Origin of the sequence: Chlamydia sp. 16-02 (assembly GCF_042235055.1) — a bacterium.
Lineage (GTDB): Bacteria > Chlamydiota > Chlamydiia > Chlamydiales > Chlamydiaceae > Chlamydia.
The window spans coordinates 1,109,434-1,135,846 of the sequence record NZ_CP114172.1 but is presented as its reverse complement, the minus strand read 5'-3'; the positions used below and the strand labels follow the sequence as shown (position 1 = coordinate 1,135,846).

Sequence of the window (26,413 nt, the reverse complement as noted above, 5' to 3'; positions counted from 1 at the left end):
CTTTTTTTATTTTCTAATATTTCTTTATTCATCTATGTTAGGAACTAAGATAAATAATATTCTCATCATGCATGTTTAAACTTTTAAAGAATTTATTTTTATTAGCATTTTGCATTATCGCTTATTTTTGGATTCGCAAAGAAAGCATTGTTGAGCATTGGTTATCTGCGAAGTTACACACTCAAGTAACTGTAGGAAGAGTATCTCCTAGAACTTCAGGAATGAAAATTCGTTATCTGTGTATTCACAATCCCATGCCCTCGGAGCGCTTTCCTTATGCCATGGAAATTGAATATGTGAACTTACGTTTTTCTCTTATTTCTATGTTTCTATCTAAGAAAATAGAGATCTCTGATCTTCTTGTTCATGGAGCAAACTTCACTATACTTCCCTATGACAATCAATCGTCAAAAACGAACTGGTCATTATTATGGAAAAATTTCACTCCACAAAACCAAGAAACTGTCAGACTTTCTTCATCTCAATCTTTTTCATCAAGATTGGATGACGTCCCTGTATTAATTAAACGTTGTCTATTTGTAAACACTCGCATTCATGGAATAAAATCGAATAATAAAGAAATCCCCTATCTTGCTGTCCCATCCTTAGAGTATCATAGCAATATAAGCAAACAAAGTTCCCTACCTAATCTTGCTACAGCACTTACGTCTATTCTCTACCTAGCAGTAGAGGAAAGTTTATATCATGTAAATATCCCTGGAGATATTGTTAAGGCGCTATCTAAACAATCCCATACATATTTCAGCTCTGCATACCCTATTTTGATAGAAAATGAAGAACCAGAAACCACGGTCGCTCCAAAAAAGTCCACAGATGAAATCGTAGGATTTGTTAGAGAGCTCTTTTTTCATTAAAAAGAGCAATGAATAAAATTCTTAGCCTTGTTCTACTTAGCTTTTCATCTCACGTTAATGATAGCTCTGACTCAAGAACATATTTATACAGAAAACCTATTGACTTTTTTGCTATTTCACTTAGAATTGTCTTCTTTGGATATTCCGGAGTAGCTCAGCGGTAGAGCAGTGGACTGTTAATCCATTGGTCGTTGGTTCGAACCCATCCTCCGGAGTTCTCTTTTTATTAGGTTCGTATGGCGTAGAGGGAAATATAATCTATGACCAAGCCTGTCTCGCAACAAACAATCATACAAAATCAGACCCAAACTAGTTTTCCTCTTTGTTATAACCGATCCATTTCTTCCTCTGCTCTAGGGATCCTTATCAGTGTGTCTGCTATTTTAGCTACAGCATCTGTGATTACCTGTTTAAGCTTAGCTTGTTCATCAGAAATACTTATTGTCATAACTGCATTCATCACAGGGATTCTTATTATTCTCTGTTTTTTACAAATTGTTTTTCATGTTCATGATCAGAAGCAAAAGGCAATAAAGTATCCATCTCACCTACAACCCATACCGATAATATCCAGAACAGTTCCGGCTCTTCCTCAACTTCCTGAAGCTATTTTTAGAGAGCTAGAACAAAAGATATCTTCAGGATCTGAACAAGCAACAATAGAGAATCTCATACACGTCAATCAAGAGGATTTCTTCCCTGATAAGGATGCTTGGATAAAGATTTTTCTAAGAGATCCGCAATTTTTATTGCAAAGCATCCTAGCTTCATGGAAAACCTGTCAAACAGATGGTGAGGAGGTCACTCTTTCTAGAAATCACATAGGATTTAATATCACCCTTACAACTCGTAATTTCGCAGAACTTGAAACAGAATCTGTTATCAATGAACAACCAAAGCGCTGTTACATACATCAGGTTCTTCAAAAGAATTTATCCCGAAATATAGAAAGCCAGGTCATAAGAACGACATTGGGGAATCTAAATTACGTAATTCCTATTCTTCGAGACTCTTTAACACCTAATGAAAATACGGTTATAGAAAGTAAAGAAGATATCGATGAGACCCTTTATAAAATCTTCAAAAGTTTCTTCACGAAGTATTATGTAGCATTAAATGCTAGCGTTTCTAAAGAAAAAATTATTAACCTACAACTACTCAGATCAGGATGTCCCGATATTAGAGTACGTCAAATGGAAATTTTCGCGCTATTTTGTGCTATTGAACAAATGCGCTTCACACGGACACCCGAACTACCAAATCTTCGGAGAAATACAGTTGAGTCGCAACAATTACCGGTATCCATACCAGTACTACAGCCAACATCTAATCTTAAACATGAATCCCCACGTGCCACACCTATAACAACTGCTTACGAGTCCCCTTATAATAAGCTAAGAACATTCGTGCCCAAAAACACAGAATCTCCTAGAACATCCGTATCAATAAATCGCAATCACAACACAAATCCTGAGGTGATTCTACAACAATCTCCCTACGGCCAACTACGAGCAAGAGCGTCTACAGAGACAATCTCCACACCTCAATTTGATGAAATTCAAACTTTCTTAGTTCAGGAGGGACCTCAACAAGACATTTCCACAGATGTAAGCCAAACCTCCGTCTATATTTTATCTCCAGAAGATTATTGGAAGATATTCGTAGAGAAAGATACGACATCATTCCCAAGAGAATGTTCTCCATACGGACTTCTTTCTCATCCTCAAGGAAATCATGGAGATTCAATGCGGAATTTAAATCAGGCACGTTTTATGGAAACAGAAAACCTAGTGATTGCTAACTTAACTGAAGTTGAAATTCAAAATCTCAGCTATCTCTCTAGACGAGAAAATCCAGAACGATCTCGAGATAACGCTCATTAAATCATATCATTACAGACGTTGTTGTATGAAGTAAACGTGATAAAAGGGATACACGATACTGATTCAAAGCTGTAGCGTTTGTTAAAATCTCGCGAGCCTTAACGACGTTATCCTCTAACATCTGACAATACTCAGGAAGATACTCTATATGCAATCCAGAAAGAATGACTAAACCTTTGTCTAAGCGTCGAGAAATAATTGCAGCAGGTTGTTCAGGAAGATCCGCATAACGAGCTTCTACACAAATCCCCGCATAGGTATCTGCGTATTCAAAATACGGACCACCATTAAATAAAGCCCAACTACTCGTATTCAAATTAGAAAAAAATAGTGGTGCAGCACGTACACCTATTGGACTTGTATAAGAGAATAACGAACCGTACGCGGGACCTACAGCACGACCAGGAAAGAAACCTAATCCTCGATCGGCAACATAAAGAGAACCATCGGGCTCATTAAAACTTAAGCTTTTACACGCAAAATAAGCTCCAGCACAAATGCCTAGATAATTCCCACCCTCACGAATATAATTATCTATTCTTGCGGTACCTAAACCTTGCAAAACTTTATGATAAGGACGATCAGCACCTCCGGGGATAATCAGTAGACGTGCTGTAAATTCCCATAAAGGATCGTAAAGAAGAAAATTCCCATCTACGCGACAGATTTCTAGGTTCTCCTCAGAGGGAAGACTATTTTTTAACCAGCGGATCAGATGACGCAAATAATAAGGAGAGACGCCTTCGTCAGAGTAAACAAGTACTTTGGTTCTCATAGAAAATAAACCGAGGATTAATACTTGGATTAGAATCACCCAAGTATTATAAAGTGTTCAATCCATTAAAAATGTTGTTTATGGTAAAATATCTCTTTTATTGCCTATAAAACCATTTAATTCTTTCAAAGGCAGATATGTTTGTTAATGATTCTCAAACAAAACAATCCCGTAGCGTTCCTGTAGGACTATTTCATAGTCTATTAGCTTGTCTCTACTGGGGAATAGTCTTCGTGATTCCTAATTTGTTAGAATCTTTTCAAGAACTTGATATTGTCTTAACCCGTTATACCATTTTCGGGATTTTTTCTCTGTTCCCTATCCTATGGAAAAGACAAAATATCTTTAAAAACATCTCTTTGCATGTTTGGGGTCAAAGCTTCCTCTGGGCCTTTCTTGTAAATATGGTCTACTATTTTGGCATTGCTTTGGCAATTCGTTACGTGGGGGCCGCTATAACTATCATTATCGCCGGATTAGCTCCCATAGCTGTTCTATTTCATTCAAATGTAAAGAAAAAAGAGCTTTCCTACACCCTACTCTCTGCAATTAGCTGCGTGATTTTCTTAGGGGTCGTGCTAACAAATCTCTCCGAATTTCATTCAACAACAGCAGTAAACCCTCTACAGTATTTTATAGGGCTTTCTTGTGTAATCATATCTACGGGTATTTGGGTTGCTTATATTATCTGTAACTACGATTTTTTGTTAAAAAATCCTAATATTTCTCCAGATTTATGGTGTGGGATGCTGGGGGTAGCTTCGTTGGCGATTTGTCTCCCCCTGATTATTATTTTTGATTGTCTAGGTATCACACACATTGCTCATAATTTTATAGCACATACCCCAACATCAGAACGACTGCTCTTTATTCTTCTCTGCTCAGCTATGGGGATATTCTCCTCATCGCGAGCTATCACGTCATGGAATAAGGCTAGCTTACATTTATCTCCTGCTCTTTTAGGAGCCATGTTAATCTTTGAGCCTATTTTTGGGTTGATTTTATCCTATCTTTATGAAAAGACCCTGCCCACCTTACAAGAAGGTGTTGGGATTTTCTTGATGTTGGGAGGCAGTCTTATTTGTTTGATTCTTTTCGGAAGAAAGGCAAATCAAAAGGAACCAGAGGAATCCAAGATTCTTCCTTCTGCAGATTAGCACACAAAATTTCTCGTGATACATTTATAAAACTTGTTTTTAAGAATCCAAGAGCGATTTTTACTTCAGGATGAAAAGTATATCTTTAAAAATACTCATCGAATAAAAAATTTATCTTCAGCTACACTCGCCTTACTATCTTAATCAATGAAACTTGATAAAGATCAAATCAAAATCTCGCGTTTGAAAATATAGAGCGCAATGTATAACGCGAATATCTTGGTGAGAAAAAGAAACTACGTAAGTGTTCTTATGGACACATTGGAAATACTAGTGTATAGGTGTCTTTTGTTGTTACATTTAAGCGCTAGGGAATTTTTCAGTCTCCAATAGATAAAAAGTATTGGAGAAGGGTAATTCGCGTGCCTTAGGAGGCAAGCCACTTGAAAAAGGTTATACTCTCAAATCCTCTAAGCTATAGCTGTGGAAATATGTCAGTTAATTCTCCTATGACACTGATTCCCCTAAATTAGATTTAAGAATTCTATGGAAAAAATTTCCGGAAAATTAGAAAGCGTACTTTTTGAAGATCAGGATTCAAAAGAAACCGCTGCGCACATGAGAATACCCTACAAGGGCACAATCATCGTTATCAAAGGTCAGTTTCCTGATTCTTTTCTACAAATCGGTATGCAGCTACACCTGTATGGAAAATGGTCAGAAAATTCAAATTTAGGAAAATATTTCCAAGTATACAGTTGCGATTCTTCGGAAATGGGCGATAACCGTGGAATAGTCAATTATCTTACATCTAAGCTTGTCAAAGGTATCGGGCCGAAAATCACTGAGAAGATTATCGAAAAATTTCAAAATGAGACTGCTGATATTCTTGATAATCAACCGGAAAGATTAATTGAAATTCCAGGAATTAGCCAAGCCCGCTGTGATAGTTTATGCACACAACTCAGCGAACAAAAAGATCTGAGAACTACTCTTCTTTTCCTACAACAATACAATATCGCTATCCACTATGGCGTAAGAATTTATAAAAAATATAAAGAGCACTCCATAGAGAAAATCTGTGAAGATCCCTTCCTACTCGCTAGAGAAATGGAGGGTATTGGATTTAAAACAGCTGATCTGATCGCCACACGCTTAGGAGTACCCCTAAACTCACAAAGTAGATTATTTGCAGGAATACAGCATGCTCTAGAAGAACTTCAAGAAGATGGCCATACTTGTTATCCCCTACAGGGGCTTGCTCAAGCTGTAGAGAAACTCCTAAATCAGGACATTCCTGAAAAAATTATACAAACTGAAGAGATCATCTCTCAGGTATATAGCATGCGCGAGAAAAATCTTTTGCATATTCAAGAGTTAGAAACCATACCACACGTCTGGGTAAAGCATATTTACTTAGCAGAAAAGACTGTAGTTTCTGATTTAAAACGGATCTTATTTTCCTCTAGGAAAATTCGTTCTATAGATGGAAATAAGGCCATTCAATGGGTTGAGGACAATCTAAGCCTTCACTTAGAGCAAAATCAAAGGGAAGCAGTCCGTGCATGTTTTTTAGAAAAGATTCATATCATTACCGGAGGACCTGGAACAGGAAAAAGCACCATCACAAAGGCTATCCTGAAGATATTTGAGCAGGTTACCTATAAAATCATTCTAGCAGCCCCTACGGGGAAAGCAGCAAAACGCATGACAGAAATTACTGGAAAGCATTCGGTGACTATTCATGCCCTACTACAATATGATTTTAAGACACGTTCATTTCGTAAGAATTATGAAAATCCCATAGATTGCGATCTAATCATAGTCGATGAATCGGGAATGATGGATACATATCTCCTATACCATTTTCTAAAGGCACTTCCTAATCATGTCATTGTTATCCTAATTGGAGATGTACACCAGCTCCCTAGTATTGGCCCTGGAAATATCTTAAAAGATATTATCAATTCTAAAAAAATCACTGTAACCAAGCTAAATAAGATTTTTCGTCAGGTGCATGACTCAAATATCATTATTAATGCTCATAAAGTAAATGAAGGTGAATTCCCTATACTTTATTCTGAATCTGGACGTAAGGATTTCTTATTCTTTCAAAAGGAAGACCCTCAGGAGGCTGTGGACCACATTGTTCACCTAGTTACACAGTTTATCCCTAAGAAATATCATATTTACCCTAAAGATATTCAGATTCTCTCCCCGATGAAAAAAGGTATTTTAGGAATTCATAATCTCAATAAAGTACTAAAATCTGCTTTAAATCCTAAACAAGCAACTCTCCATGGCAAGTTTCACTCCTACGCTATTGGAGATAAAGTTATGCAAATCCGCAATAACTACAGTAAAGAGGTATTCAATGGAGATATTGGCTATATCTCCATGATCAACTTTGAAAATAAACGTGTTATAGTAAATATGGAAGGAAAGTACGTTGTATATTCCTTCTCAGAACTTGACGATCTTGTTTTAGCCTATGCCACTTCGGTACATAAATATCAGGGAAGCGAAAGTCCCTGTATTGTCCTTCCTATACACACATCTCATTTCATGATGCTCTATAGGAATCTTCTCTACACAGCAATTACAAGGGGAAAACAGCTTGTCATTCTAGTAGGAACAAAAAAAGCAATTGCTATAGCCACAAGAAATGATAAGGTACAACATCGCTGCACAGGGCTTGTGCAAGCTCTTGAACAACTTACACAACCCGAACAAGAAACTTTCTCATTTTCATGAGACAAATAAGACACTAATCTACGATTGTAAATAATAGCTGCGGTGTTGTTAAAAAGAAAACCTCGTCTGAGAACTCCAAAAACTCAGCATCCCAAAGGCTTGCCACACGATCTTTATTCTGGTTTTCAAGATCTAGAGATTTTGGAGAAAGCATTTTCCATATCTCCCAAGCTGTCCCCGGAAGAATAGGATATGCAATCAACGCCAATAATTTCTGACAATAACATGCACAAAAAAGTATAGTCTCTACACGATGCGATATTCCTTCTTTAAGAAGCTTCCAAGGTGCCTGATCGTTAAAGTATACATTTCCTAACGCTGCCAACTCCATAATTGCTGAGCAGGCCTTACGCAAGCTATACTTACTATAATATGCCCGAGCTTCCTGAACAATTCTTTGTGCTTCATCCAGAAACTGTCTATCTTTGTCTTCTAACATATCTGCAGAATATGCTAGTTCTCTAAATCCATTTTTCTCTGCAAAAGCAAGTACACGATTAATAAAATTCCCAAACTTACCGACAAGCTCTGAATTACATCGTGTCTTAAAATCTATGAAAGTAAATTCACTATCAGAAGTTTCTGGAGCTGTGGCAGCTAACACATAACGTAATTTATCAAGAGAATACGTATCCAAGAAGGCATCCATATCTACATAATTCCCTTCGGATTTACTGAATTGATAACCCTCGAGAAGATAAAATTCTGAAGATATTAAAGCATCTACCTTCTTATAAGGAAGACTTTGACCTAATTCCATAGCTGGAAATATTGCCGAATGAAAAGGGATATTGTCCTTACCTATAAATTGTACGTAATCTGTAGATTCTTCTAACCAAAAGTCTCTCCATGCATCAGGATTATTCACAGACGCTGCCCAATCCATAGTTGCGCTGATATAACCAATAGGAGCGTCAAACCATACATAAAACACCTTATTTGGGAAGTCAGGAACAGGAATCCCCCAAGATAAATCTCTAGTAATGGCACGTGGACGTAAGTTTTTAATATAATCTACAATAAACTTACGAATATGCTCAGGTAAATATACTTTTTCTATAAACGTTAATAAAGGCTCAACCATACGTTCTAAATGAAAATATGCATGCTCCGTCTCTTTAAGAACTAGTTGAGATCCTGATAACTTAGATCGTGGATTAATTAGATCGGTAGCCTCGTAGTCGGAACCACATTTTTGACATTCATCACCGCGTGCGCCATCAAATCCACATTTTGGACACGTACCCTCTACATAGCGATCAGCAAGAAAACGCTTTTCATCTTCAGAATATAGCTGAAGTGACATCTTATTTTCTACTAAGCCTTTCGATTTTAGATTTAGGTAAAAGTCTTCGACAAGAGCTTTGTGAAAAGGATTCGTTGTACGTGAGAAGAAATCTAACGAGATCCCTAATTTATCGAAAGTATCCTTATGTATCTTATGATACATATTCACATACTCTTGATATCCTAAACCTGCGCGTTCGGCATTTAATGTGATTGCAATGCCATATTCATCAGAACCACAAATATAAAGAACATTATCTCCTAATAATCTACGGAATCTAGCATAGACATCTGCAGGCAAATAGGCTCCAGCTATATGCCCAAAATGTAGAGGTCCGTTCGCATAAGGTAATGCCGAAGTAATTAGAACGCGCTCAGGCATTATTTCACATCACTCCATGTATAAGCTGAAGGATCTTTTCTTCTTCCTGATGTGGTTCCTTCTCTTCTTCTCTCAGTAATTGGAGCAGTAATATTTTCCACATCTTCTTCTGTAAACTCTGCTTGTACACCGTCCCTTTCTAATAAAACCAATGCCTCAATGGCTGCATTAGAAGAACGTACGTCGCCTTTTGTTATTCTAATTTTTGCCTGCTTAATTGCGTAATTAACTAAACTAAACGGGCTTTCAAACAATTGGTTTAACTTTTCATTTGTTAAACGATCTTTGTTGCTCATAATACGTTCCTATGTTCTTCTGCTATAAAAATACTCTTCAAAATCTCGTAAGATTTTTCCAAATCATCATTGATAATGACGTATTCAAATTGGTTCGATGCAGCTTGTTCAACGAGGCTGTGCTGCAACCGTTCTTGTCTTTGAAAATCTTGTTCAGACCCTCTATGTTTTAAACGCCTCTCTAACTCTTTCTGAGAAGGCGCGGAAATAAAAACAGTGACTGTAGGGATCTTATCTTTCAAAGACAAAGCACCTTTTACATCAATCACTGCAACAGCATGTTTCCCCGACTTCCAAATTTCATCAATTTCTAAACGACTCGTCCCGTAATATTCTCCAAAAAGTGAAACCCATTCTAAAAAATCATTACTATCTAACCGTTGTTTAAACTCTTCTTGGGAAACAAACCAATAATCCACACCAGGAACTTCTTCAGGACGAGGGGATCGTGTTGTTAGGGATAAGGTTTTTTGAAAAGAATTGGGAAATTCTTGCGCCAACATACGCACTAGTGTAGTTTTTCCGGCTCCTGCAGGAGCACTAATAGTAAATAGTTTCGGTGCACACAAAGGTTGATCAGGAGAAAAAGGAATACGAACTTTATTTTTCATAAAATATTAGAATACCTGCCTTATGGGAGCAAAACTCTTTCTATGACAATCACAAGGACCAAAAGCCTTCAATGCTGCTAAATGTGCAGCAGTTCCATAACCTTTATGCTTATCAAAGCCATAATCAGGATAGCATTGATGAAGCTCACGCATTATATCATCTCTATATTCTTTAGCTATTATCGATGCTGCGGCTATAGATGCGGACTTCGAATCTCCTTTAATAATCTTCTTACAAGGAATTTTATGGTGTAGATATAAACCATCAACTAAAAGAAAATCAGGATGAATAGGTAGATCTGCTATTGCCTTAGTCATAGCTTCCTTGGTTGCTTCAAGGATATTAATCTCATCTATTCTTTCTACAGAGACAACTCCAATTCCATGATACACATCTGGATCTTTCAATAGAATATCGCGAATTTTGCCTCTTTCCTTAGGTGTCAATTTTTTGCTGTCATTCACTCCAACAAATATTTTCCCTCGAGGGAGAATGCAAGCTCCTGCAACTACAGGTCCTGCTAGAGGACCTCTACCGACCTCGTCTACTCCAGCTATAACAGAAAAACCTTCATTAAAAACTTCTTCTTCAAAGATAGTCTTAGATAGAAACAACCGTTCTTCATCAATAGCTAGTGTCTTCATAGGTCGGTATATCTTAAGTAAAATCAGAAATCAGCTAAATTCAATAGATATAACTAACTATTTCTTAGCAGCTCTAGGACCAATATATTCTTTAACTTTAGCAGCCTTACCTGTCTTACCTTTTAAGTAGTATAGACGAGCTCGAGAAACTTTACCGCGTTTTACTACTTCAATACTTACGATCTTAGGACTATGAAGCAAGAAACTCTTTTCCATACCTTCCCCATAAGCAACGCGATGCAAAGCAACTGTTTCTCCTGCTCCTCCGCCTCTGCGAGCCATCACTGTCCCTTGGAATACCTGTGTACGTTCTTTACCGCCATCTACAATTTTTGTAGCTACACGAATTGTATCACCAACACGAAAATCTGTAAGGGCTTCCGTTCGAAGTTGTTCGTCTTGCAATTCCTTAATTAAATTCCCCATATACTTCACCTAAATTCTCTATTTCTATTTTGCCGTTTTGTAAGAGATTGTCCATTGATGTCCGTCCAAATCACGCACTAATCTCACCGCTCCACGATCGTCAGCTTGTTCTAGAGTCCCTCCAAGCATCTTCCATCGTCCTAAAAAATTAAAAAAATCGTCCTCACAATCCAATCGAAGCGACAAAATGGCTATATTTTTATTTTTTAACCCTACTTCTTGCAAATGTAGAACCATTTGCGTCTTTCCCGGGATTTGTAGTTTATCATTGCCAGGTTGATTTAATCTAAATATCTTAGAATAAAATTTGCGAGATCGCTGTATATCTCCCACCTCTAAAATTACAGCACTCTCCCCTTCTAATGTATACTGTTTTGGATCTTCTTCCTTTGGGAAAGTTTCCTTGCTCTCTCGATCATAAAGATACCGCACATATAAATCAGGGCGCCTTTCTCGGGTTCTATCTAAACTTACTTTCTTTCTCCATCGAGCAATTGCTTGATGGTCTCCTTGAAGAAGCACTTGGGGAACCTCTTTACCCTCAAATACTCGAGGACGTGTATATTGAGGTCCCTCTAACAACCCATTTTCTAGAGAATCTTTTTCCGCACTTTCCTGGTTTCCCAAAACTCCGGGGATAAACCGAGATAAAGCATCGATTACGACTAAAGCAGCAATTCCACCATTAGTTAAAACATAATCTCCGATACTTATCTCTTCATCCACTTCACTTTCTAAAGCTCTTTCATCAATTCCTTCATAGTGCCCACATAAGAATATCAAATGAGAACACTTCGCCAATTCTCGGCTCTTTCGCGCTGTCAAAAGCGTTCCTTGAGGAGAAAGATGTATTACCCTGGTATCACTTCTTTTAATATGTCGTATTGCCTGCACTACAGGCTCTGCCATAAGAAGCATTCCATCATTATTAAATGGGGCATCATCTACTTGCTTCCACTTTCCTAATCCAAAATCTCGTATATCTCTGGATTGAATTTTTAACAGCCCGTTCTTAATAGCCCTGCCCAAAATACTCGAACGTAAGGGACTATCAAAATAGTCTGGGAATAAAGAAAGTATCTCGATCTCCATCCCAACCCTAAAAACTATTTCGCAACAGCTTTTACAGCTTCAGCTCTTTTTGAAGCACGACGATGACGATAAGCGCGACGTTTTTGACATACAGCAGCTTTACGAGCAGTTTGTTTAGCCATCAATTCGCTATAAACTCCAGGAGCACCTTGTTTAATCAAAACAGCGGCTTTTTCTGTAAGTTCAGCACCTTGATTTAACCAATGGAAAATTCTATCACTTTTCAATTGATAGTTAACTGCACTGTGAGGATCGTACCAACCTAATAATTCTATGTATCTACCATCACGAGGAGACTCAACATCAGCAAGTACTAATCTATAGACTACGTGATTTCTTCGTCCTTGTTGTCGTAAACGAATTTTTAACGCCACAGGTTCCCTCCAGACATTTTCTTTTTCATTTGTTCTATTCTCTCTTTACTCATATTTTTAAAAAACTTTTTAGATTGTGCCATACGCTTGCGAAACTGATTTACATCACCTAAAGTCAATCCACAACCGGTAGCTATTCTTTTCATGCGACTCAGGTCTAAATCAACTCCCTCTTTTCTTTCTTCGGGAGTCATAGAAAGAATAATCGCCTCTGTTTTTTTCATATGCTCTTCAGAATCCGCTATATCTTTATCGCTGGGTTTAGCACCGCCAAAACTCGGCATCATCCCCATAAGCTTTCTAAGTGGACCCATTCGTCGAAATGCCTTCATCTGTTTATAATAATCTTCATAAGTGAAGGTCGACTCTATTAATTTTTTCCCAAGCTCTTCATCCTCTTCTTCAGAAATGCATTCGCGCATTTTTTGGACAAAATGCACGGTGTCTCCCATACCTAAAATGCGGTCTGCCATAGATTCGGCATTAAAAAGTCGAAGATCTTGTATTTTCTCACCACAGCCTTCAAATTTTATTGGTTTTCCCAATAAACTTTTCATCGACAATACAGCTCCAGCTCGAGCATCCCCATCTGTCATGGAGATAATCACTCCCGTGAGATCTAAATAATCATCAAACGCTTTGGCTGTGGCAACAGCGTCCTGTCCCATAGCCAAATTCATGACAAATAGCCGTTCACATGATTTGGAGATTTTTTGTATGGAAACTAATTCTTCCATCAACACTTCATCCACGTGCAATCGGCCTGCTGTGTCAATCAAAATAAGATCATGACCATGCTGTTTTGCGTAGTCTAAAGCCTGGGAAACCACTTTCACAGGGTCCTGACCTTCGCTATTATACAGTTCAGCTTGGGTTTTTGAAATCAAGTTTCTTAACTGATCTATTGCTGCAAAGCGTTTTAAATCGCAGGGAACAACTAATACCTTCTTTGCCTTGCGTTCCTCTAGAACATAGGCAGCGAGTTTAGCACATGTCGTAGTTTTTCCCGTTCCTTGCAAACCGCAAAGTAAAATCACCCCAGGATTTCCTGAAGTAATTAAATCGGCCTTCCCGCCAAGTAATTCTGTTAATTCTTCGTGCAAATATCGTATAAACTGCTGTCCGGGGGAAACATGCTTCCATACTTCCTCTCCAAGAATTTTTTCCTTTACCCTAGCAATAAAACTTTTAACGACATGATAATTCACATCGGCGTCTAGTAAAGCTAAGCGAACTTCCCGGATCGCTTCAGAGATATTTTCTTCAGTAATTCTACGAGAGGAAATCAACGAAGAAAAAATTGAGGATAGTTTTTGCGATAAAGAACTGATCATCTACTCAGCAAAAATCAAGAATAATCTCATGAGGATACAGTATCGCTTGCATGATTTTCAAGAAAAAAAAACCTATCGCATCCCGAGAGATCTTGATGTACGCTTCCCGAGATACCATGATTTGCAAAAATTCTTTTTACTGCGATCCCTTGCTTATAGCCAATTTCCAGCCAACCTACACCTCTAGGGGACAAAATACTATTCAGATCATCAGCAATTCGTTCATAAAATTCTAATCCAGAATTGCCTCCAACCAAAGCTTTCCACGGTTCATGACAACGAACCTCAGGATCCGCACGTAAGATCTCATCAAAAGAAAGATAGGGAGGATTACAGACAAAAGCATCTCCAGGACAAGAATATGGAGAAAATAGGTCTCCGTTAAAGATTTCAATATTTAAATTATTTTTAAATGCATTTGCCTTAGCCACAGCGACTGCTTTTGGGCAAATATCTGAAAGAATAACTTTAATATCGGGGCAATATTTTTTTATAGACAATCCCAAACATCCACTTCCACAGCAAACATCATAAAATGTTTGAATATGAGGATGTTTGCTTAAATATTTTACAATCTGTTCAGCCAATAATTCTGTTTCCATTCTCGGGATGAGGACGCGAGAATCCACTTCCAAATGTAGGCCTAAAAAATTCACACTACCATGAATATATGCCGTTGGATAACGACTCGCTCTTTTTTGAATGCGGTCCCAGTAAATTGGAATGAGACCCTCGTCTAATAAAATAGTGGCTAATTGCGTCCTGGAACTGATTCCAAGAAAATCCATTAAAATATCGGCAGCCTCTCTATCAGGAAAAGCTACACCCCGATACTCTAAATATGCAGAAGCCTCCCTAAGAAGTCTCTTCGTTTCCATGTTGCAAGAGCTGATGATAAGCATGACTAACTAAAGCTGAAGTGATAGTATCTAAATCTCCTTCCATAACTTTATCCAAATTATAAAGAGTAAGACCTATCCTATGGTCAGTCACGCGATTTTGTGAAAAATTATACGTGCGAATTCTTTCCGAACGATCTCCACTACCCACTTGCGCCGAACGCATAGCCGAAGCTTCTTTATGACGTCGCTGCATTTCTGCATCACGTATTCTCGCCTTTAAAATACGCATAGCCTTGGCTTTATTCTTATGCTGACTACGCTCGTCTTGACAGGTAACAACAACACCTGTAGGCATATGAGTAATTCGAACTGCAGAGTCGGTAACGTTTACGTGTTGACCTCCAGCTCCAGAAGCTCTAAAGGTATCTATTTTTAAGTCTTTCTCATCAATAAAGACTTCTTCATCGTCTTCTGCCGGTTCTGGCAATACAGCAACAGTAATTGCAGAAGTATGCACACGACCTTGTGTTTCAGTCTCAGGAACTCTTTGCACACGATGCGTTCCCGCTTCATACTGTAGCAAACGTTTTACGCCTGTTCCAGATATACCCATTACATATTCTTTATATCCCCCAATATCAGACTCAGAAGAAGAAAGGACTTCATATTTCCAATCTTTTGAGGATGCATACAAATGATACATGCGGACACAGTCTCCTACAAAAAGAGCTGCTTCATCTCCACCAGTACCTGCACGTAATTCCATAATAACATTTAAATCATCATCTGGGTCTGGCGGGACTAATAGATTCTCTAAAACTTTATACAGTTTATCAATTTCAGCTTTCCCTGATTGAATGCCTTCTTCTAACATAGCAATCATTTCAGGATCTTTTTCTTGAGCTAATGCTTCTCTATCATCATTGAGAACTTTTTCCTGCCCTAAAACCTTATCGTATACATTCTTTAATTCAGAAAGACGTGCATGTTCCTTACTTAAGCTACTATACTCTTTAGGATTTTCAAAAATTTCCGGATTAGAGATTTTAACTTCCACTTCCTCTAGGCGTTTCAAATACTCTAGAATCTTTTTTTCCATGAATTACTTCTCAATCAAGAGTTCCTGACATACTTCTCGAGTTGGATACCGAGGAGCATTTAAGTTAACTTTTCAAATTCTTTACCCATTGAAGTCATGCAAGTTTCTTCATTCAATCACAATTATTGAAAATTAAAGAACAGGTTAACGCTCTGTAGGATATAGAGAACATTATTACCGCAAGAAGATTTTCAATCACCTTGTGGTCAACATCATGAGTCAATGTTTTATCATATCTTGTCAATATGAGTCACTGCAAACGAAAAAAACATTTCAATAGCCGTATGCAGACAAAAATATACGAATACTTCCGAATGAAATATAAATAAAAAAACACGTTTCAATACCTCCTAGAATAAGGAGAATGACAACGTGTTCACAAAAAATTAGAACTTAATAGATAAGACTATTTCTTTTTCTTTACAGGAGCTTTTTTCTTAGCTTTAGTAACAGGCTCTTCTTCTACAGAAACTTGAGCAGGTTGCGCAGGCTTTGCACTGCTGTAACGTTTTAAGAACTTATCTACCCGACCTTCAGCATCCACCAATCTCTTACTTCCTGTGAAGAAAGGGTGTGAAGAAGAGGACACACTGACGTAGCATACAGGATACTCTTGTCCTTCATAAACTTCCGTCTTTTCGCTCTGATATGTAGATCCGCAAACAAATTTATATCCTGTAGAAGAATCTACAAATAAAACTTTGTTATATTCGGGATGAGTGTTCTTTTTCATATTGACAACTCCAAAATCACCGTCTTATGGTATGTGGGAAACAACATCATGAAATACTAAAGGAAAAGTGTACAGAAATACCTTATGAAAAAGCAAGAAAAAATACGCTTATCACCTCTGTTTCAAAGACTTTTTATTTTAGTAATTTTCCTCTATCCATTTTCTGCCTTTACTGAAACTCCTCTCTCTTTAAAACAAAATATTTTTCGTGCACGAACTGGCGACTACGCTGTTTTCAGCAAGGGGGGTCAAAAATTTTTTTTATTTGTAAAATCTGTGTCTTCTAACATTGTATGGATAGAAATGACAGAGTTTCCACATTTATCTCAGCAAGATCGAGCTTTGATACAAAGTACATCGTGGAAAAACTTAATTAACGATTTACATTCCCCTAGAAGAGTTTTTTTAATATCCCTATCAACAAAAAACATGCATATCTTTTGCTTGAATCCAAAAACTCAGCAACTACGTCGCTTGCAATCAGAAGATCTTCCTATTTTCTCTACACTCTTACAACTTTCTTTAAATGAAGCTCCTGATCATTTAATAAAAAGACAAGGGAAAAACCGCGATCCGTGGTCGCCTAGGATTACTATAGAGGGAAGTCACTCTCTTAAAACACCTGCTCAAGCTTGGTGTGCAAACTGGCCTAAAGATTCATCCATCTTATCAGGGAAAAATGTACTTATGTATTTCACAGCTTGTGAAATCTCAGTATTTCCTCTATGGACTAGTATAGAAACTCCGAAAGGCACAGTTGTTTTAAGAGCTATTGATGTGGGACACGAAGCTTCATCTCCCTATTCTTATACTCTTCCCGAGATCAAAGAATAAATCGAACAAGCAAACCTATTTCAATAGCAATTTCTAGGCATCGTTATAGATTAAGTCTTAAAAAATACGAAATTTTTAAACTTATCTAGAAAATATTTTTGATTGAAAAATCTAATACAGTAAAATAGCAGTCAAGGCTTTTGTTAGATGCTCATATTTTAATTTTTAATGTTACAATTAAATAAATTATGCAGCAAAACTTCTGTCTATTTTAGGTGCGCTAAATATAGCCACAATTTCGATTAGGGGAACGCCCTTCTCGAACCCTCATTTAATATGAGGACATTCAAACTCAGAAAGAAATTAAGGGTTTCACTAGGCATCTTCATGAGACATCGGTATTCCTTAAATAAAAGTCGTCAAATACTGCAATCAACTTATAAGTTACTTAAAAGCAAAAAACTTTCTCAACATCCCGACTCTCAAAAAGAATTACAAACATTACTAGAACAACTCGAAGAAGCCGTCTTTCAACAAGATCAGGAAACAGCCAGTCAACTTGCAGAGCAGGCTCAGAAATTCAGTAAACGCTATCCCGCTTCTTTTGCAAAGAAATCTTGGGAGCTTACTAAAGCTATTCTCTTTGCCGCCATAGTTGCGTTTTGTATTCGTCAATTTTGGTTTGAACTTTATGAAGTTCCTACTGGGTCTATGCGCCCAACGATTTTAGAACAAGATCGGATGATTGTTTCCAAAACAACTTTCGGTCTACACTTCCCTTTTGAGAAAAAACCATGGGGATTACGTCCTGAAGCCATTACTCGTGGTGGACTTATAGTTTTCACTGTTGGCGATCTTCCTATTCCAAATTCTGATACAAAGTACTTTGGATTCATTCCGGGGAAAAAACGTTATATTAAGCGTTGTATGGGGAAACCCGGTGATATTCTCTATTTTTACGGAGGAAAAATTTACGGTCTTGATAAAGACGGGGCGGTTATTCATTTCCCTAATGATTTTGGTCTTGAGAATCTCTATCACGTCCCCTACATATCTTTCGACGGCTCTGCAGAAATTATAAATAATGACAAAACTACAGCATTATTTAAACAAATGAACCAACCTTGTGGTAAGATTTCATTACCTCAGGAAGGCCCTTACGGCAAATTTTTTCACAATGGTTCTTGGCATAATGATATCCCTAACGCGTTGAAAACTCCCCATACATCTCCTGTTAGTTATTCCGATCTTTTTGGCATGGGCAACTATGCTATGGTACGTATTCTTACTCATAAACAGGCCAGTCTATGTCATACTATTCCAAATCCAATAGCTCAAACCTATTTAGAAATTTGTCACACTCCAAACGTTTCTTACCCTACGCCTCATCTTCAGCACTATAACAACCAAATAATTCCTACTATACAACCTATGAAGACGCTTCTTCCCCTAAGGCAAGAGCATATTCATCTTATTAGGAATAATCTTAATACATCACGATTTGTTATTTCCGATGGCGTTGCTTACAAGTACCAACCATTTGCGAGAGGATCAGAGGATACGGCAAAACTCTTTGCTCTACCTTTTCCAGGGGTAGATAACGGTTGTTACGAATATTCTAAGGGAGAAGCTTATAAAATAGGTTTTGGAGGTATGCGTTATAAGCTAAAACCAACGCACGCATTAATGCAACTAAATGATAGTCAGGTAATTGATCTATTTAACTGCGGTATTAATTTTAGCTCTTTCTTTATTCCAAAAAATCCCAAATACAACCCTTTGCCAAGTCGTTATGCATTTTATAACCAAGGGAATCTCTATGTCATGGATTCCCCTATCTTCATTAAAAATGATCCCGCCTTACAAAAGTTCATAGAATCTGAAAAAGCAAAACAAGAAGCATCTTCAGAAGATCGCCCCTATATAGGTTTTATTGATAGAGGCCCTCCTCCACAAGATCTAGAACAATTCTCAAGATTCATTCATAATTTTGGAATACAAATTCCTGAAGGTCATGTTTTAGTTTTAGGAGATAATTATCCTATGAGCGCTGATAGTCGTGAATTTGGCTTTGTTCCTATAGACAATCTTTTAGGATCACCCTTATGGATTTTCTGGCCTTTGGGACATTTTGGACATTTAAAAAATGTTCCCGCTCCAACCACATTACCTGGATATTTAGTTAATAGCCTAGCTTTAGGACTCTTCGTTTATATCTTTGGATATATGTATTACCAAAGACATCGCCGTCTATTTCCAAAAAATGACAAGAAGAAATAAAGAAGACTCTCTATTTTGTAGAGAATCTTCTTTGAAGAAATTTCAGAACCTTAGTTTACTTTGGGAGCTAATGTAAGAGCAATACATGTAGGATGTCCATTAATATCCCACTCTTCTCCCTCAACAGTATCTTTAAATTCGAATCGAATAGTCAACGTCTCTTCGCAAATGTAATCTTCATAATGAAGAAATGCCTTTTTAACGTCTTCTGACGTATTTATTTGCAGAAGAATACGATCAGAAACATGCAACTTATGATTGCGACGCATTGTATTAATTTTATTTACTAATTCTCTAGAAATTGCCTCAATAATCAAATCTTCAGTTAACTGACAATCAAGAACCACAGTAAACAAAGAAGAACTTCGAGCAACATATCCTGGATCTGTTTCCCAAGAAATTAATACATCATCTATACCCAAAGTAATTTCTTCCAAACCTAAATTAAGAAGAATAAATTGTTGTTTTAGCAACTGTTGTATTTGCCCTTGAGAAAGAGAGCTCAGTGCTCTTTGCACGTCCTTTATCTTCTCACCAACCTTCCTACCTAGAGAACGAAAATTAGGTTTCACAGTCGTTTTTACAAAGCTTGGCGTCTCTTTATAAAATACGATATTTTTTACATTGAGTTCTTCTGCGATGAGTTGCTCAAAAGAAGTCAACTCATCTAAACGATCTTTAGGACCTACTATATAAAAATTCGCTAAGGGTTGACGTACTTTTAACTTATGTTCCTTACGTAGAGAATGTCCTAGACCTACAATCTCTCGAGCATCGCTCATGCGTTGTTCCAAATCTGGAAATACTTTAGCAAGATCTATATGAGGGAAATCACAAAGATGTACAGACTCTTGAGAATGTTCGGTTCTGATCTGTTGGTAAATATCTTCAGATATAAATGGGATAAAAGGAGCGATTACTCTACAGAAAACAGTAAGCACTTCATAAAGTGTAGCAAAAGCTGCTCTTCTATCTGGAGTATCTTCAGATTCCCAAAAACGTCTACGACAACGACGAATATACCAATTTGTTAGATCGTCAATAAAAGTAACAAAAGGATTTACAGCAGTATTTAAATTATAAGAGCTCATACTCTCACGAACTTTACCAACAACAGTATAGAGATTAGAAAGAATCCATCTATCGATCTCGGTACAGGTTATCTCTTCCTTATCGTAATTATTAGCATCGAAACCATACAGATCTGTATAAGTTTTGAAAAAAGATAACACATTTGTTAAAGGTAGGAGAATTTGTTTAAGAATAGATTCAACACCCTTATCCGAAAACCGCAAATCCTCAGCCTTAACAACAACGCTGTCTAACAAATACAATCTTAGAGCATCAGCCCCGTAGGTATTCATAATTCCCATAGGACTAGGATAGTTATTTAGCCTTTTAGACATCTTATTTCCATCTTCAGCTAAAACAATACCATTAACTATCGCATTTTTAAATGCTGGTTGATCAAATAAGGCAGAAGAAATCACAGTGAGAGTATAAAACCATCCTCGCGTCTGATCTAAACCTTCTGCTATAAAATCTGCAGGAAACCCAGCTTCAGTCTCCTTCTGATTTTCAAAAGGATAATGATTTTGCGCGTAAGGCATAGCGCCTGAATCAAACCAACAGTCAAATACATAAGGAACTCTTTGAAAAGTCTTCCCATCTTTTTCAACTTTTAATTGGTCAATAAAATGACAATGCAAATCAGAAATCTTCTCCCCAGTAAGCTCTTCAAGCTCTTTTACAGAGCCTATAACTAAGATTTCCCCGTCTTTACTTTTCCAAATAGGAATAGGGGTTCCCCAATAACGATTCCTACTAATTGCCCAATCTCTAGCACCGTCTAGCCACTTACCGAAACGCCCTTCCTTGATATGTTCAGGCACCCAATGTATCTTCTGATTAGCTCGCAACATCTTATCCTTGATCTTCTCAACAGAAACAAACCAAGAGTTCACTGTTTTGTAAATTAATGGGGTATCTGTTCTCCAGCAGAAAGGATAACGGTGCATTATAGTCCCGTGATAAAAAACCTTTCCTAGATTTTTTAAAGATCTAATAATTCCTTTATCACAACTCTTAATGTATTGGCCCTGATACTCAGGTATTTCTTCCGTAAAGCATCCGTGATTATCCACAGGACACACTATAGGTACATGGTGTTCTTTACATACAAAGAAGTCCGCTTCACCAAATGCAGGAGCCATGTGTACAACCCCTGTACCTTCACTCTCTTCTACAAATGAACCAGAAAGAATTTTGTAAGCTCCTTCTGCACGTTTATGTTCAAAAAAGCTAAAGGGTGGTTCATAACTTTTTCCTATTAAAGCTGTCCCTAAAAAACTTTCTAAAATTTCATATGAATCTGGATCTGAAAACCATCGGGATAAACATCCTTGGCCTAAGATCCATTCCTCTCTGGAAACCTTATCCGCAACACGTACATAAGTAATTTCGGGCCCTACCGCAGCTGCCATATTGGATACTAATGTCCAAGGCGTTGTTGTCCATACTAATAAAGATGCAGGATCTCCTTGCAAAGCAAACTTGATAACTACGGAAGGATCATCTACTTCTTTATAATTTTGACCTGCTTCAAAGTTAGATAAAGGTGTACCTAGTTTCGTAGAGAAAGGAACCACCTTCACACCTTCATAAACTAGGCCCTGATCATAAAGAGAACGAAATACCCACCAGACACTTTCCATAAATGAAGCATCCATTGTCTTCCATGTAGCAGAAAAGTCTACCCAACGTCCCAAGCGATTTACATAGTGTTCCCACTCATCGACGTAACGAAAAACAATCTTCCGACATTCCTCATTAAACTTGGCAATCCCAAAGTCTTCAATAGCTCCGGGAGTAGTAAGATCTAAAGATTTTTCTACCTCATATTCTACAGGAACACCGTGACAGTCCCATCCAAAACGCCTGGGAACATAATATCCGTCCATAGTAGTGAAACGTCCGACAACATCCTTAATTGTCCCTGCAAGAAGGTGACCATAATGAGGTAGACCCGTAGCAAACGGTGGGCCATCATAAAAAGAATACAGAGTTTTGCCTTTTCTGTTTTTTAACGATTTTTGAAAAATATGGTTTGTTTTCCAAAAATCCAATATTTTCTCTTCTCTGTTAGCAAGACTTTCCTTGCTCCCTTCGCCTTCCGTATTCATGTTTTAGCCGTTAAGTGCGTATAGATGTAAAATCACTCTCAAAATAAAGATTTTTCTGGTTTTCGTCCACATTACCCTAGAATTTGAGAAAAATTCTCCTTCTCTTGACAACATTTAAAATAGAGAGATACTTGAGTTGCACAAAAGCGAAGAAAAATTTAAAATATACTCTGGGGGTGTATAGGTTTCGACTTGGAAATGAAGTGTTAATTGCATGCGGAGGGCGTTGGCTGGCCTCCTAAAAAGCCGACAAAACAATAAATGCCGAACCTAAGGCTGAATGCGAAATTATCAGTTTCTCTGACCTCACTGAGGAAAGATTAGCTGCTTAATTAGCAAAAGTTGTTATTTAGATAACCTCTAGATAACCCGGTGCTCATAGACTCCACCAGAGGTTTGTGAAGTACCGTCATCTATCTGGTTGGAATTTACCTTCTCTAATTCTCAAGAGGGTTTATTCGAGATTATTGAGAGTCGTTGGTTTCCATAGATGTTCTTAGCTGAGGAAATTCAATGTAATACTACTAGGGACTAAGCATGTAGAGGTTAGCAGGGAGTTTACTAAGGACGAGAGTTCGAGTCTCTCCACCTCCATATTTTTAATTTTTCTCAAGCAACATTCCAACTTTAACTCATTCTTTATCAAATCAGTAAATAATTTCTTGAAATGTACGATGATTTCAATCAGTATCTATCCAAAAACTTATTTTTGCATTATAGTTTCTCTCTAAATCCTACAATAGCAAGCTTGAGCAAAGCATGAAAATTACAAAAAACACAGTTTTAATAATAAATCACCAACACACGTCAACTGGTAATTTAGATCATTATTTTGAAAAAAATAAACAACATGTTGTTCAAAATCCGTTATATCGTTCATGTTTTGAATCCCTCCTCAGTTATTTACCAATTTTTAGTACCTTTACGGGATTACGTGCGTTATTAGGAATTTCCGATATTGAAAGTGCCTTGCTTCTTCCAACAGGAGGTTATAGCAAAGTATGTACTATTTCCCCTTGTCTAGAAATCAATGAAGCATTGCCTACAATCCGCAAGGACGCCTGGTTAGAAATTTTTGGGATCAAAGGCCTTCTAACTATTTGCCAAGTAGTTTTGAAAGTTCTTCGAGTGATAGTTAATTACTTTAAAAAAGTCTGCGGTTATGTCGCACCAACATCTGCCGATATTGATCCTAAGAAACAACTCATGTTCCCTCCAAAATCTGCTCAAGAAGAAATCCGTGATTTTCTAGGCTAAACTATAAAATAGTTGCAGCAGCAGCAGCAAGTTCAGAACGTTCCGTACGCGTCATGAACATATGGCCATAAAGAGGTAAATGGTGAAACTTGCCTACTAAATAGGTAAGTCCATTGGAATTTTCATCAAAATATGGACTATCGATTTGCGTGGGATCACCTGTTAGAACAATTTTTGTTCCTTTTCCTGCACGAGAAATAATTGTTTTAATTTCGTGAGGTGTAAGATTCTGCGCTTCATCGATAATCATAAACACTTTTGGCAAAGACCTTCCACGAATATATGTCAGAGCTTCCATCTCTAATTTTTTAGCTTCCATTAAAGATTGTAAGACCTCTGAAAAATCTCCCATACCACTAATATTAAAAAGGAATTCCATATTATCGTAGATAGGCTGCATCCAATGTAGAAGCTTTTCTTCCTTAACTCCAGGAAGAAATCCAATATCTTTTCCCATTGGAATAATAGGACGACTCACTAGCAACTTATTATAATTCCCCTTATCAAATACCTGATGCATAGCTGCAGCTAAAGCTAAAACAGTTTTCCCAGATCCTGCTTGTCCCATAAGGGTAACTAATTTTATATCATCACGCAAAAGAAGATCTAAAGCACACTTTTGTTCGGTATTTAAAGGTTTTATTCCCCAAATTTTATCTGGAAGAGATTTTAAAGAAACAATTCTTCCTTCACCTTCATGATAACGGCCAAGAGCAAAATAATTCTCTCCTCCTGAAATGAAGAAATATTCATTAGGCGATGGAGCTATATCTAAAGGAATATCTAAATATCCATTTGTATAAAAGCTCTCAACATCAGATACAGACACTATTAATTCACGATAACCACGGTATAAAGATCTAAAAGAGAATCTTTTATTTTCATAATCCCGAGCTTCTATTCCCAAGGCTTCAGCACGAACTCTACGTCCTAGACTCTTTGTTACAAAAATCATAGGCTCCCGTTGCGCTATCACTTGAAGTAGCTCTAGTGTGAGAAGTTTTCGACGTTTCTCATCATTAGCTAAGTTAGCAATGGAAGATACTTCTATACGCAATTCACTACCATTAGGAAGCGATATTCCCTCAGCATGATTACCAGAACGTTCAAGTAGCAAACGGATATTACTTAAAGATCGTGAAGCATTTTTTGCTGATTCATCACGATCTTTAGCAAATGCTTCCAACTCCTCAATTACAGTAAAAGGAATGATAATGCGTGTATCCTCAAAAGATGATAGGGCCTCAGGATCATAAATAAACACACTCGTATCAATGACCATTGTTTTCTTCATTCAGCTAACTCCTAATGAAATAGGGCTCCAACCCCAATCAAGACATTTTATATTCGCAAATATCCTTCCTAATAAAATGACGAAAATACTTAAAACAAATACTGAGAAAATCTGTGCTTATATTGACAAAATTTTATTAGAAACTTCTTGACCCTTTTATATAATTCTAAGTAAAAAAAACTCTATTCTTATTCTTATAAAAAGAAAAACTGCTTAACATCTTCAAGAAGTTAAGTTGGATTTAGCAATCAACAACACCAACTGCTAATTCGATTGTCAAAAAAACAGCGCTCCTCTACAATGACGTTAAGCAATAACAGTAGAGTTTACCACTGGAGGTCGCCATGAAAGTGAAAATTAATGACCAATTGATTTGCATTCCTCCCTATATTTCTGCACGATGGAATCAAATAGCTTTTATTGAATCGCAAGAAGGAGAAGTTAAAGGGCAGGCCACCCTCAAACTACATTTGATTGACGGGAAGATCATCTCTATCCCCAATTTAGATCAGTCAATTATTGATATTGCTTTCCAGGAACACCTTCTTCATTTAGAAGCTTCTCAAATAATTCGAGACGAATCCGGTCGAGAAGACGATAAGCTGGGAATGTTAATGAATGTACTTCAGCAATTATCTAAAGATACAGATGTACAAATGTTCTCACATAAAAGTCTGATGTCCCCGTTATTTTCTGGAACTAGTCCCATGGAAATGATCCTACAACATACTCCAGAACACAAGGATCATCCTGATGCACCTGCAGATATTTTAGAAAAAATGGTTATGGTAATTCGTACTCTAGCAGGAAACAATCCAAATCTTCTCCCTAAAGCAGAGCCTCATTGCAATTGTATGCATTGCCAAATCGGTAGAGTAATTAGTGAAGAAGAAGACGCCACTGTATCCGAAGAAGATTTATCTTTCCGTACATGGGATATTAGTCCGAGTGGAAATAAATTATATCTTGTTACCGATCCATTAAATCCAAGTGAGCAGTTTAGTGTATATTTAGGAACACCTATTGGATGTACGTGCGGCAAGTTAAATTGTGAACACGTAAAAGCAGTTCTCTATACTTAAGGCTTAGTTGAGTTTGCTCGATTGGTAAGATAATTGACT

22 protein-coding genes, 1 tRNA gene and 1 other RNA gene are annotated in these 26,413 nt (G+C 37.3%); 10 read left to right on the top strand and 14 right to left on the bottom strand.

Annotation, left to right across the window (positions count from 1 at the left end; all coding sequences use genetic code 11):
• Nucleotides 1-71 precede the first annotated feature (71 nt).
• The 3 genes from O1W70_RS04930 (at nt 72) to O1W70_RS04920 (ending at nt 2,758) form a co-directional block, all read left to right on the top strand.
• The gene (locus O1W70_RS04930; protein ID WP_213241153.1) at nt 72-875 is read left to right on the top strand and encodes a hypothetical protein; all 804 of its coding nucleotides are present in this window, start codon (nt 72-74) and stop codon (nt 873-875) included.
• Nucleotides 876-1,018: 143 nt separating this feature from the next.
• Nucleotides 1,019-1,090: transfer RNA gene (locus O1W70_RS04925), tRNA-Asn, on the top strand.
• A 45-nt stretch (nt 1,091-1,135) separates the two neighbouring features.
• On the top strand, nt 1,136-2,758 hold the full coding sequence (locus O1W70_RS04920; protein WP_213241155.1) for a hypothetical protein: 1,623 nt from the start codon (nt 1,136-1,138) through the stop codon (nt 2,756-2,758).
• Nucleotide 2,759: 1 nt separating this feature from the next.
• On the opposite strand, the gene O1W70_RS04915 is transcribed toward O1W70_RS04920, so the two are convergent.
• Nucleotides 2,760-3,533 (bottom strand): BPL-N domain-containing protein, encoded by a 774-nt coding sequence (locus O1W70_RS04915; RefSeq protein ID WP_213241157.1) that lies wholly within the window; start codon nt 3,531-3,533, stop codon nt 2,760-2,762.
• Nucleotides 3,534-3,670: 137 nt separating this feature from the next.
• On the opposite strand from O1W70_RS04915, the gene O1W70_RS04910 reads away from it, so the two are divergent.
• The gene (locus O1W70_RS04910) at nt 3,671-4,690 is read left to right on the top strand and encodes a DMT family transporter (protein WP_213241159.1); all 1,020 of its coding nucleotides are present in this window, start codon (nt 3,671-3,673) and stop codon (nt 4,688-4,690) included.
• A 486-nt stretch (nt 4,691-5,176) separates the two neighbouring features.
• Complete coding sequence (locus tag O1W70_RS04905; protein ID WP_332381506.1) at nt 5,177-7,384, top strand: ATP-dependent RecD-like DNA helicase; 2,208 nt, start codon at nt 5,177-5,179, stop codon at nt 7,382-7,384.
• A 13-nt stretch (nt 7,385-7,397) separates the two neighbouring features.
• Here the strand turns inward: O1W70_RS04905 and metG are convergent, their stop codons facing one another.
• From metG to O1W70_RS04850, 11 genes are all read right to left on the bottom strand, one after another.
• Complete coding sequence (gene metG / locus O1W70_RS04900; protein ID WP_332381507.1) at nt 7,398-9,053, bottom strand: methionine--tRNA ligase; 1,656 nt, start codon at nt 9,051-9,053, stop codon at nt 7,398-7,400.
• The gene (locus O1W70_RS04895) at nt 9,053-9,349 is read right to left on the bottom strand and encodes a hypothetical protein (RefSeq protein ID WP_332381508.1); all 297 of its coding nucleotides are present in this window, start codon (nt 9,347-9,349) and stop codon (nt 9,053-9,055) included. The genes metG and O1W70_RS04895 overlap by 1 nt, the downstream gene beginning before the upstream one ends.
• On the bottom strand, nt 9,346-9,960 hold the full coding sequence (gmk, locus tag O1W70_RS04890; RefSeq protein WP_332381509.1) for a guanylate kinase: 615 nt from the start codon (nt 9,958-9,960) through the stop codon (nt 9,346-9,348). Before gmk ends, O1W70_RS04895 begins: the two co-directional genes overlap by 4 nt.
• 6 nt (nt 9,961-9,966) lie before the next feature.
• Entirely contained in the window at nt 9,967-10,605 is a 639-nt protein-coding gene (locus O1W70_RS04885; protein WP_332381510.1) for a ribonuclease HII, read from the bottom strand.
• A 57-nt stretch (nt 10,606-10,662) separates the two neighbouring features.
• The gene (rplS, locus tag O1W70_RS04880) at nt 10,663-11,031 is read right to left on the bottom strand and encodes a 50S ribosomal protein L19 (RefSeq protein WP_117274420.1); all 369 of its coding nucleotides are present in this window, start codon (nt 11,029-11,031) and stop codon (nt 10,663-10,665) included.
• Nucleotides 11,032-11,055: 24 nt separating this feature from the next.
• Complete coding sequence (trmD, locus tag O1W70_RS04875) at nt 11,056-12,123, bottom strand: tRNA (guanosine(37)-N1)-methyltransferase TrmD (RefSeq protein ID WP_332381511.1); 1,068 nt, start codon at nt 12,121-12,123, stop codon at nt 11,056-11,058.
• A 14-nt stretch (nt 12,124-12,137) separates the two neighbouring features.
• Nucleotides 12,138-12,497, bottom strand: coding sequence for a 30S ribosomal protein S16 (locus tag O1W70_RS04870; RefSeq protein ID WP_332381512.1), 360 nt, complete (start codon nt 12,495-12,497; stop codon nt 12,138-12,140).
• Complete coding sequence (gene ffh, locus O1W70_RS04865) at nt 12,488-13,831, bottom strand: signal recognition particle protein (protein ID WP_332381513.1); 1,344 nt, start codon at nt 13,829-13,831, stop codon at nt 12,488-12,490. Before ffh ends, O1W70_RS04870 begins: the two co-directional genes overlap by 10 nt.
• Nucleotides 13,832-13,857: 26 nt before the next feature.
• Nucleotides 13,858-14,709 carry a peptide chain release factor N(5)-glutamine methyltransferase gene (gene prmC, locus O1W70_RS04860; RefSeq protein ID WP_332381514.1) on the bottom strand — a complete coding sequence of 284 codons (852 nt, stop codon included), beginning with the start codon at nt 14,707-14,709 and terminating at the stop codon, nt 13,858-13,860.
• Nucleotides 14,687-15,772 (bottom strand): peptide chain release factor 1, encoded by a 1,086-nt coding sequence (gene prfA, locus O1W70_RS04855; RefSeq protein ID WP_332381515.1) that lies wholly within the window; start codon nt 15,770-15,772, stop codon nt 14,687-14,689. The genes prmC and prfA overlap by 23 nt, the downstream gene beginning before the upstream one ends.
• 406 nt (nt 15,773-16,178) lie before the next feature.
• Nucleotides 16,179-16,505 carry a type B 50S ribosomal protein L31 gene (locus O1W70_RS04850; protein WP_332381516.1) on the bottom strand — a complete coding sequence of 109 codons (327 nt, stop codon included), beginning with the start codon at nt 16,503-16,505 and terminating at the stop codon, nt 16,179-16,181.
• Between the two features lie 84 nt (nt 16,506-16,589).
• Here O1W70_RS04850 and O1W70_RS04845 point away from each other — a divergent pair, with 84 nt between their 5' ends.
• Nucleotides 16,590-17,339: a hypothetical protein gene (locus tag O1W70_RS04845; RefSeq protein ID WP_332381517.1), complete on the top strand. Its 750-nt coding sequence runs from the start codon at nt 16,590-16,592 to the stop codon at nt 17,337-17,339.
• Between the two features lie 327 nt (nt 17,340-17,666).
• Nucleotides 17,667-19,559, top strand: a complete 1,893-nt coding sequence (gene lepB, locus O1W70_RS04840; RefSeq protein ID WP_375797221.1) for a signal peptidase I — start codon at nt 17,667-17,669, stop codon at nt 19,557-19,559.
• Nucleotides 19,560-19,609: 50 nt separating this feature from the next.
• Here lepB and ileS read toward each other — a convergent pair whose 3' ends face one another.
• Nucleotides 19,610-22,741: an isoleucine--tRNA ligase gene (ileS, locus tag O1W70_RS04835; RefSeq protein ID WP_332381519.1), complete on the bottom strand. Its 3,132-nt coding sequence runs from the start codon at nt 22,739-22,741 to the stop codon at nt 19,610-19,612.
• 172 nt (nt 22,742-22,913) lie between these two features.
• Here ileS and ssrA point away from each other — a divergent pair.
• Nucleotides 22,914-23,338: a transfer-messenger RNA gene (ssrA, locus tag O1W70_RS04830) on the top strand.
• Between the two features lie 162 nt (nt 23,339-23,500).
• Nucleotides 23,501-23,998 carry a hypothetical protein gene (locus O1W70_RS04825; protein WP_332381520.1) on the top strand — a complete coding sequence of 166 codons (498 nt, stop codon included), beginning with the start codon at nt 23,501-23,503 and terminating at the stop codon, nt 23,996-23,998.
• A gap of 1 nt (nt 23,999) precedes the next feature.
• Here the strand turns inward: O1W70_RS04825 and O1W70_RS04820 are convergent, their stop codons facing one another.
• Nucleotides 24,000-25,292: a PhoH family protein gene (locus tag O1W70_RS04820; protein WP_332381521.1), complete on the bottom strand. Its 1,293-nt coding sequence runs from the start codon at nt 25,290-25,292 to the stop codon at nt 24,000-24,002.
• 344 nt (nt 25,293-25,636) lie between these two features.
• Here O1W70_RS04820 and O1W70_RS04815 point away from each other — a divergent pair, with 344 nt between their 5' ends.
• Nucleotides 25,637-26,374, top strand: a complete 738-nt coding sequence (locus tag O1W70_RS04815; protein WP_332381522.1) for a hypothetical protein — start codon at nt 25,637-25,639, stop codon at nt 26,372-26,374.
• Nucleotides 26,375-26,413: the final 39 nt, after the last annotated feature.

What these genes read in the sequence shown, in the direction of transcription:
- O1W70_RS04930 (WP_213241153.1), top strand. Translation starts at nt 72, where the DNA reads ATGTTTAAACTTTTAAAGAATTTATTTTTATTAGCATTTTGCATTATC.
- O1W70_RS04920 (WP_213241155.1), top strand. Translation starts at nt 1,136, where the DNA reads ATGACCAAGCCTGTCTCGCAACAAACAATCATACAAAATCAGACCCAA.
- O1W70_RS04915 (WP_213241157.1), bottom strand. Translation starts at nt 3,533, where the DNA reads ATGAGAACCAAAGTACTTGTTTACTCTGACGAAGGCGTCTCTCCTTAT.
- O1W70_RS04910 (WP_213241159.1), top strand. Translation starts at nt 3,671, where the DNA reads ATGTTTGTTAATGATTCTCAAACAAAACAATCCCGTAGCGTTCCTGTA.
- O1W70_RS04905 (WP_332381506.1), top strand. Translation starts at nt 5,177, where the DNA reads ATGGAAAAAATTTCCGGAAAATTAGAAAGCGTACTTTTTGAAGATCAG.
- metG (WP_332381507.1), bottom strand. Translation starts at nt 9,053, where the DNA reads ATGCCTGAGCGCGTTCTAATTACTTCGGCATTACCTTATGCGAACGGA.
- O1W70_RS04895 (WP_332381508.1), bottom strand. Translation starts at nt 9,349, where the DNA reads ATGAGCAACAAAGATCGTTTAACAAATGAAAAGTTAAACCAATTGTTT.
- gmk (WP_332381509.1), bottom strand. Translation starts at nt 9,960, where the DNA reads ATGAAAAATAAAGTTCGTATTCCTTTTTCTCCTGATCAACCTTTGTGT.
- O1W70_RS04885 (WP_332381510.1), bottom strand. Translation starts at nt 10,605, where the DNA reads ATGAAGACACTAGCTATTGATGAAGAACGGTTGTTTCTATCTAAGACT.
- rplS (WP_117274420.1), bottom strand. Translation starts at nt 11,031, where the DNA reads ATGGGGAATTTAATTAAGGAATTGCAAGACGAACAACTTCGAACGGAA.
- trmD (WP_332381511.1), bottom strand. Translation starts at nt 12,123, where the DNA reads ATGGAGATCGAGATACTTTCTTTATTCCCAGACTATTTTGATAGTCCC.
- ffh (WP_332381513.1), bottom strand. Translation starts at nt 13,831, where the DNA reads ATGATCAGTTCTTTATCGCAAAAACTATCCTCAATTTTTTCTTCGTTG.
- prmC (WP_332381514.1), bottom strand. Translation starts at nt 14,709, where the DNA reads ATGGAAACGAAGAGACTTCTTAGGGAGGCTTCTGCATATTTAGAGTAT.
- prfA (WP_332381515.1), bottom strand. Translation starts at nt 15,772, where the DNA reads ATGGAAAAAAAGATTCTAGAGTATTTGAAACGCCTAGAGGAAGTGGAA.
- O1W70_RS04850 (WP_332381516.1), bottom strand. Translation starts at nt 16,505, where the DNA reads ATGAAAAAGAACACTCATCCCGAATATAACAAAGTTTTATTTGTAGAT.
- O1W70_RS04845 (WP_332381517.1), top strand. Translation starts at nt 16,590, where the DNA reads ATGAAAAAGCAAGAAAAAATACGCTTATCACCTCTGTTTCAAAGACTT.
- lepB (WP_375797221.1), top strand. Translation starts at nt 17,667, where the DNA reads ATGAGACATCGGTATTCCTTAAATAAAAGTCGTCAAATACTGCAATCA.
- ileS (WP_332381519.1), bottom strand. Translation starts at nt 22,741, where the DNA reads ATGAATACGGAAGGCGAAGGGAGCAAGGAAAGTCTTGCTAACAGAGAA.
- O1W70_RS04825 (WP_332381520.1), top strand. Translation starts at nt 23,501, where the DNA reads ATGAAAATTACAAAAAACACAGTTTTAATAATAAATCACCAACACACG.
- O1W70_RS04820 (WP_332381521.1), bottom strand. Translation starts at nt 25,292, where the DNA reads ATGAAGAAAACAATGGTCATTGATACGAGTGTGTTTATTTATGATCCT.
- O1W70_RS04815 (WP_332381522.1), top strand. Translation starts at nt 25,637, where the DNA reads ATGAAAGTGAAAATTAATGACCAATTGATTTGCATTCCTCCCTATATT.